We start from the raw sequence: 6,251 nt of genomic DNA on the forward strand, positions 1-6,251 counted from the left end.
GGATTCTGGAACCTATGAAATGGCGTTACCCGACATGGTACCCGATGTCAATTTCCACTGGAAACGGCATAGAGCCTCATTTAACCGCATACGACAAGTGTTGGCCTCTGTCTTACTGCTCTTTCTCTTGCTGGTGCCGCCAGCGCGACGTACCAGATTTTCGATCTCGACTTGCATAGACTCTTTAAGCGCGTAGTTGCGCTTGCGAACAGCAAGTCCGGCATGATCTCCCGAATGAGGAAGGGCAGCTTTTTCATAAGCGGCGTACATCGAGCCGAAGCGTTTCCAAAAAGAGTGGGAGGACGGAGCTAGGCGATCGCCATCGCGATTAAGTAGCCCGCTCGAAATACGGCCATACCTCTGATATACATTCTGAAGAATTGTGATCAGCTCTTCTGTCGTGTATCGGTAATTTCGTCTTGCGCATTCGCGTTGCGCCGCCTGAAACAATTCAAACGGAACAATTGCAGGGAAGGCGCCGTCACAACGGACCCATGTTTCGGGCGGATTATGCACTGCTTTTATTTTTAGTTTGAAAGAAGACTTATTGTAAATTAAATTTCCAATATATTTTTCATTTTTTAACATGCAGCGAATGATGTTTCCAGTCCAGCGGCCACCGTATTTGTTGGGTATTAGCTGCGCATTTAGCAACGCTGCTATACATCGGTGTCCGAACCCGTCTTGTGCGTACCACTTGAAGATGAGGTTAACAATCTCTATTTCCTCTGGTGGCCCCGGTGCATATATTACCCGCTGGTTTTGTATAGCTTTCCACTCGCCAGGGTTAAGTACGCAAATGGGTGTTCCATCGCGATCTAGAAGTAGACGACTAAGGCCATAGATTGCAGCCCCACCAGTCTTGTATCCCATACGAATCATCCTGCACTGGCCTGCGAAAACCTTTGTGGAAAGGTCCCGACTAAAGTCTGCAGCCGATGCGCGTTTGACCATCTTTCCAATAGCAGCGAGGAGAGAGTCATCATTTAGATACTCCTCGGCGCAATATCTAACTTTGACACCATTTATGAAGCAGTGGCGCTCATAATATGCGCTCTCATCAATATCTTGGAACCGGCCCCACCTACTAATGTCGTAAACGAGTACCGCAGCAAAGTCATGTGCCGATTCAACGTCGTGTATTAGCTTGGTCAATGCTGGTCGGCCCGCAATCGTCAGACCACTCCTGCCGGGATCCTCATAGATGTGAACAATTTCAAAATTGTGTGACGCCGCGTAATCACGAATTTTATCTAGCTGATTCGCGGTTGAGTAAATTTGAAGGTCAGTCGACATCCGAACGTAGGCTACTGCTCGCTTCGATAGCAGAGCAGCAGATAGGCCACTAGTTGAACTATTCTTCATCAAATGCCTCCTTGCAAGCTTCACATCTACGACGAGCGTGGGCTACCGCTTGATCTATCACAATAGTACACCTGTGGTTCTAGAATAAGCTAATCGCGGAGAGGAGACCATGATGAACGCAAAACTAAGTAGTAACAGATATATGTTGCTGGGAGCGGCAATCTCACTCCAGCAAATTTTCGGTACCGGATTTGCCGCCGCTTTTCTTGCGGACATAGGTGTGCCGCTTGTCGTGGCATTAGAATTGCTGGCTAACTCTACAAGCAGGGCATGTTGATCTGCACGGCGCTCTTTGAACGGCCGTTTCAGAGCGTTCTCGGCTCGGCGTGAGAATTCGTTAGTATTGTAGATGAGCAAGCTGCTATCCTGAACGCCGTCGGCCGCGTTCGGCCAACAGCGGCCGCTCGCGGTATAGACGCAAAAGAACTAATCGGCTCGGTTCACGTTAATGAAACAGCGCCGGATTTGTTGGTAACGAAGTTCTTTGAGGTGGTGCTCCGATGACTAAATTTTCTTCTTGCGCTTTATGCGATTGTGCAATCGATGAGAATAATGATTCTCGCGAACATCTTATCCCCAACGCAATTGGCGGTCGAACTGAGCTAAAGGGTTTTTTGTGTGAGAAATGCAACAATGAGCGCGGTCGTAATTGGGAGGCCGCTTTAGCCAAGCAGTTGAATTACTTCTGTTTGGCGCTCAGCATTAAACGTTCCAGAGGCCGTCCGCCGGGACAGGTTGTGACAACAACTGAGGGAACCACGCTTTACCTAAATCCTAATGGCACGCTGACTAACCAGTCTCCGATTTTTGAGAGAACTGCATCAGACGGAAAAATGCGTCTGAAGCTGTTCGCGCGTAATGAATCAGAAGCGAGAAAAATTCTACGTGGTGTCAAAGAAAAACACGCCCCGAATCTTGATGTGGAAAAGGAGTTAGCTGGATTCGAAACAGGCCCGTTCACAATAGCTGGTGCACTACAACATCGCTTGGAATTAGGTGGGCCAGAAATGAGTCGGTCGATTGTCAAAACTGCTCTCGCTCTTGCGGTTTCGAAAGAGATTCCTGCAGTCAAATGCGAAGTGGCAAGAGCGACACTCTGCTCCAATATCGATAATTCGGCTTATGCATTATTTTATCTCCATGATGTGGTCATCAATAGACCACATGATGAACTTTTTCATGTCATTAGCATAAGCGGCAACAGCAAAAATAGGGCGCTCTTTGCCTACATCGAGTATTTCGGGTTCTTAAGAATGATTGTGAATCTATCCAACGATTACGTTGGAGACGATATTGAGTTCACTTACGCCATCAACCCGCGAACCGGATTGGATTTGGATGTTTCGATAGATTGGGCAATTTTGAAACAATTCGCTGCTGACGCGCTGAGTGGCTATGGGGTTAGGTTATTTTTGGATGCAGCATTTAACCACGCATTAGCAGTGGCCGCTCATTACCGTACGAAGAGAGAAAGGTCATACAGGTTCAAGAAGGAGTTGGATGCTGCAATGCTAGAAATGGGACTGCCGCCAGGCTCTATGCCTCCAGATTCTCGAAGAAATGAATTTAATGAAATAATGAGTCGGATGTTAGGTGATTTCACCAATCTTGATTCTGATTTAAAATCATTGGAATCTGTTTTGGGAAAACAATAATATTCATTAGCTCGCACGGCGGGGTTCCACCGGCTGCTACGGGGCGTTACCGCCGGCTAAATCCGCCGAGGAGTCCGTACACGGACACTGTTCAATGACGTACTCATCAGGAAACATCTGGAAGATGGCGTTACACGATCATAAAATTCTACACCTCTTGCTCGCCTCTACGCTTTGGCAATACCGCGTGCGGAGCCAGCGCGAAGGTACAGCTGAGTAATTGATTCCGCTCGCCTGTACGCGTTTGAGACATGAGCTCGCACAGTCGCTCCAGCAAAACGTTTACTTCTTCCAAGTCGTTTCGGCTCACCCATCCCTTGTTTCGTGCGGCCCAGAGCTGGCGCATTTTGCCGTCCAGCGTCACGCCGGGCATCACTAGCGCTTCGTGAAAGTCTTTTTCAGCGACTTGCAATAGGCCGTGTGCAAACTTTCGCAGTGCTGCGACTTGGTTTTCATCGGTCACGCGATAGGCGAGACGAAGTGGTAGCGACGCCTCGCCGGCAAGCCGGTAGCGACGCTCGTCGTCGCTTTTAGTATCCAGTTCAACGATTAGCTTTGCCTTGCACAACACCCTCAGATGATAGTACAAGCCGTCGGCATGTCGCCCGAGCTGCAACGCAAGGTCGGCGGCGCTAGCGGCGCCCCCCAGCGAAGCCAGCGTGTCCACAATTTCCTGCCGGACCGGCGATGCCATCAACGTTATCAGGGCAGGATCATCGATCGCTTGGTGATTAATGGTTGACTTGCTCATCACATTCATTTAGCTTGAAAAAAGACCATATTATTTCAACAGAAATTTTGAGGCAAGCCCTAATGATCCAGATCAAACTTTTCCGTACACTGGCGTTGCTGACATGCCTTTCCTTGTCTTGCGCAACGCGGGCTGAGTCCCTGGGGCACGTGAGCGACGACGCCTTACGTGCCGACGTCGCATTTATCCGCGCAACAATCGCACGCGTACACCCAGAGCCAGACTTTTCGGTTGATCCGTATAAGCTAGCTCACGCGCTCGACTCGATCGCGGCCAATTCGCCGGCCGAGATGACACAAGACGAAGCCTGGCGTCGCCTAGCGCTATTGAATCCAATACTAGCCGACGGCCATTTGTTCGTAGGGTATGCGGACTGGCGCGCCGAGGGCGCCGCCCATTTGGCTGCGGGTGGTGGTTTTTTTCCGTTCGAAGTCGAAGTCAACGAAGATGGTAAGGTCTTCATCCGCGCGGCCCTGGGCGGCGATGCCAGTGAGCTGACCGGCGCACGAGTCTTTGCCATCGATGGTGTTCCGGCCGAGTCGGTGGCAGCTGAACTGCTGAAGCGCGTACATGGTGACACACTGCGCTTTCGAGCCGCCCTCCTGTCGCGGCGCTGGTGGCTATATCGGTGGAAGATGGCTGGCGCGGCCGCGCACTACAAGCTAGACCTAGCACTTGCTGGGCGCCGCTGGAACATTGATGTTCCGGCGAGCCGTCAGTTGCCCGCAGTATTGCGCGACGATAACGACTTCACCCGCCAGTTCAGCTTCACAATCAAACCTGGCTGCGCTGCGATCCTCAACGTCGGCTCCTTCGACCCGGTCTTCAAAGATCGCTTCCTCGCTCTCACGCATTCCGCGTTCGCACGCATGCGCGAGGAGCAAGTCGATACGCTGCTCATCGACGTTGCAGATAACGGTGGCGGCGACGACGACCTATGGTTGGACGGCTTGATGCCCTACCTCGCCACGCGGCCCTATAGAACCGGCTCATCCTATCTGAAGCGCGTGTTGAACGCAGGCTCTGTGCGCGGGGAAACTGTTGGCCAAGTAGTAGCCGGTGACATCGAGACCTGGCGCCCTCCCCAGGTAGACAATCCCCTGCTTTTCAAAGGCAAGGTTTTCGTCGCCATTGGGGCGATGTCCTATTCGTCGACGGTGCTGTTCGCAAACGTGATGCAGGATTTCGGTTTCGCCAGTCTGGTCGGGACTGGACAATCGGCTCGGCGCACGCAATCAGGCGGAATTCAGCGCTTTCTCTTGCCCAATACCGGCCTTGCACTCTGGGTGCCACGTTTTATTTTGGCCCCGCCAAACGGTGGTCCGCGCAATGTATTACTCGCCTCAAGTGAGACCGAGGAGCCACCGTGCTTGGCTAAATGATTTCCACAAAAGGTCGCAGCGCACTTCCATAAGGAACATGCATCTCACGCGAGCGCAACTTCCTTTTTGACCTTGCGTGACAATTTGTGAACCTTTCAAGCAAGCAAGATGCTACTCTCGACTGCGTCGGCCGGGTTCGGCCAGGAGCAGACGTCGAGCTTCATTAAGCTAATTGCAATACCATACTAATGATCATGTCAACTACGAAAAATTCTAAGCGGGTGGAACCTTTAAGACTTATCGAGCAGCAGCTAGAACTTATTAGCAAGGATGACATTGATGCGCTCCCGAAAGGCATGCGCGGAATTTATGTTCTCTATTGTACGCAGGTGTCGGAAAATCCAAAAAAGCCAACTCGAAATGTTGTGTATGTTGGCATGTCTGCGAGTGGTATGAAGGGAAGGCTGAGAGCACATAGAAGGCAAAAAGGTAACTTATGGGACACCTGCTCCATATTTGTTGTTTGGCCAAATATCCGGGAGGAGGAAATTCGCGAACTTGAAGGAATATTGCGACACATTTACCGATTTGACCCAAATGCCCAGCAGCTCAATACTCAAGGACGGTACCAAAAATTGGCGCGAACAAAGAAAGTTGAAACAAGCGATACTTTCCGTACACAGGTGGAATACTTGCCAAACGATGATGCGGCCCCAGATACCGACAGGTAACGGCCAACACGGACTCTAATCATGCGCCAACTGGCACTTAGATAATAGATTTGTGAGGAGAAAATCAATGAGAGTTTTTAATAAGATGATAGTCGCTCCTCCGGCAAATTCGCGAGTAATGCGCGCTTACATGCAGGCGATACTTGAAGTGACAGGCTTAATGGCGGGTGAACGTTTTGATATCTCACGTTTCATGAGTAATTACCGAACCCACTTAGAGAGTGGACGATTACAGAAGCACAATGATGGAAGCTTCTCTCTGAGTGATTCTGGAAGACATTACTTCATCAGTCGTCTTACTGATTTTCCTGTAATAAAAGGTCAGCTCGTCTCGCGAGCTGACGTTGTTGAGGCTCTATGCCGTTTCGTGTGGAATTTGACGTCAGGCGACATGCCGTGTAACGCCGAAATCGCGTGGCACGGCAGC

Annotated in this window: 7 protein-coding genes; 5 read left to right on the forward strand and 2 right to left on the reverse strand. The window is 50.6% G+C overall.

The features are described 5' to 3' along the window. Positions 1–12 precede the first annotated feature (12 nt). Positions 13–1,365, reverse strand: coding sequence for a recombinase family protein (locus AC1RQG_RS27660; protein WP_493136600.1), 1,353 nt, complete (start codon positions 1,363–1,365; stop codon positions 13–15). 109 nt (positions 1,366–1,474) lie between these two features. Between AC1RQG_RS27660 and AC1RQG_RS27665 the strand changes: the two genes are divergently transcribed. Beyond that, positions 1,475–1,642, forward strand: coding sequence for a hypothetical protein (locus tag AC1RQG_RS27665; RefSeq protein ID WP_493136602.1), 168 nt, complete (start codon positions 1,475–1,477; stop codon positions 1,640–1,642). 223 nt (positions 1,643–1,865) lie between these two features. Then, positions 1,866–3,020, forward strand: a complete 1,155-nt coding sequence (locus AC1RQG_RS27670; RefSeq protein ID WP_493136605.1) for an HNH endonuclease — start codon at positions 1,866–1,868, stop codon at positions 3,018–3,020. A 148-nt stretch (positions 3,021–3,168) separates the two neighbouring features. On the opposite strand, the gene AC1RQG_RS27675 is transcribed toward AC1RQG_RS27670, so the two are convergent. Further along, a complete protein-coding gene (locus AC1RQG_RS27675; RefSeq protein WP_493136607.1) occupies positions 3,169–3,771 on the reverse strand; it encodes a helix-turn-helix domain-containing protein in 603 nt (200 codons plus the stop codon). Between the two features lie 62 nt (positions 3,772–3,833). Here AC1RQG_RS27675 and AC1RQG_RS27680 point away from each other — a divergent pair, with 62 nt between their 5' ends. The 3 genes from AC1RQG_RS27680 to AC1RQG_RS27690 form a co-directional block, all read left to right on the forward strand. Continuing rightward, positions 3,834–5,153, forward strand: a complete 1,320-nt coding sequence (locus AC1RQG_RS27680; RefSeq protein ID WP_493136609.1) for a S41 family peptidase — start codon at positions 3,834–3,836, stop codon at positions 5,151–5,153. Between the two features lie 194 nt (positions 5,154–5,347). Beyond that, positions 5,348–5,824: a GIY-YIG nuclease family protein gene (locus tag AC1RQG_RS27685; RefSeq protein ID WP_493136611.1), complete on the forward strand. Its 477-nt coding sequence runs from the start codon at positions 5,348–5,350 to the stop codon at positions 5,822–5,824. Between the two features lie 67 nt (positions 5,825–5,891). After that, positions 5,892–6,251, forward strand: a 360-nt coding sequence (locus tag AC1RQG_RS27690) for a hypothetical protein (protein WP_493136613.1), incomplete at its 3' end; no start/stop codon positions are given.

Source organism: Rugamonas sp. GW822-FHT03B10 (genome assembly GCF_058801745.1).

Coding starts and splice junctions, on each gene's coding strand:
- AC1RQG_RS27665 (WP_493136602.1), top strand. CDS start 1,475: ATGATGAACGCAAAACTAAGTAGTAACAGATATATGTTGCTGGGAGCG.
- AC1RQG_RS27685 (WP_493136611.1), top strand. CDS start 5,348: ATGTCAACTACGAAAAATTCTAAGCGGGTGGAACCTTTAAGACTTATC.
- AC1RQG_RS27660 (WP_493136600.1), bottom strand. CDS start 1,365: ATGAAGAATAGTTCAACTAGTGGCCTATCTGCTGCTCTGCTATCGAAG.
- AC1RQG_RS27675 (WP_493136607.1), bottom strand. CDS start 3,771: ATGAGCAAGTCAACCATTAATCACCAAGCGATCGATGATCCTGCCCTG.
- AC1RQG_RS27680 (WP_493136609.1), top strand. CDS start 3,834: ATGATCCAGATCAAACTTTTCCGTACACTGGCGTTGCTGACATGCCTT.
- AC1RQG_RS27670 (WP_493136605.1), top strand. CDS start 1,866: ATGACTAAATTTTCTTCTTGCGCTTTATGCGATTGTGCAATCGATGAG.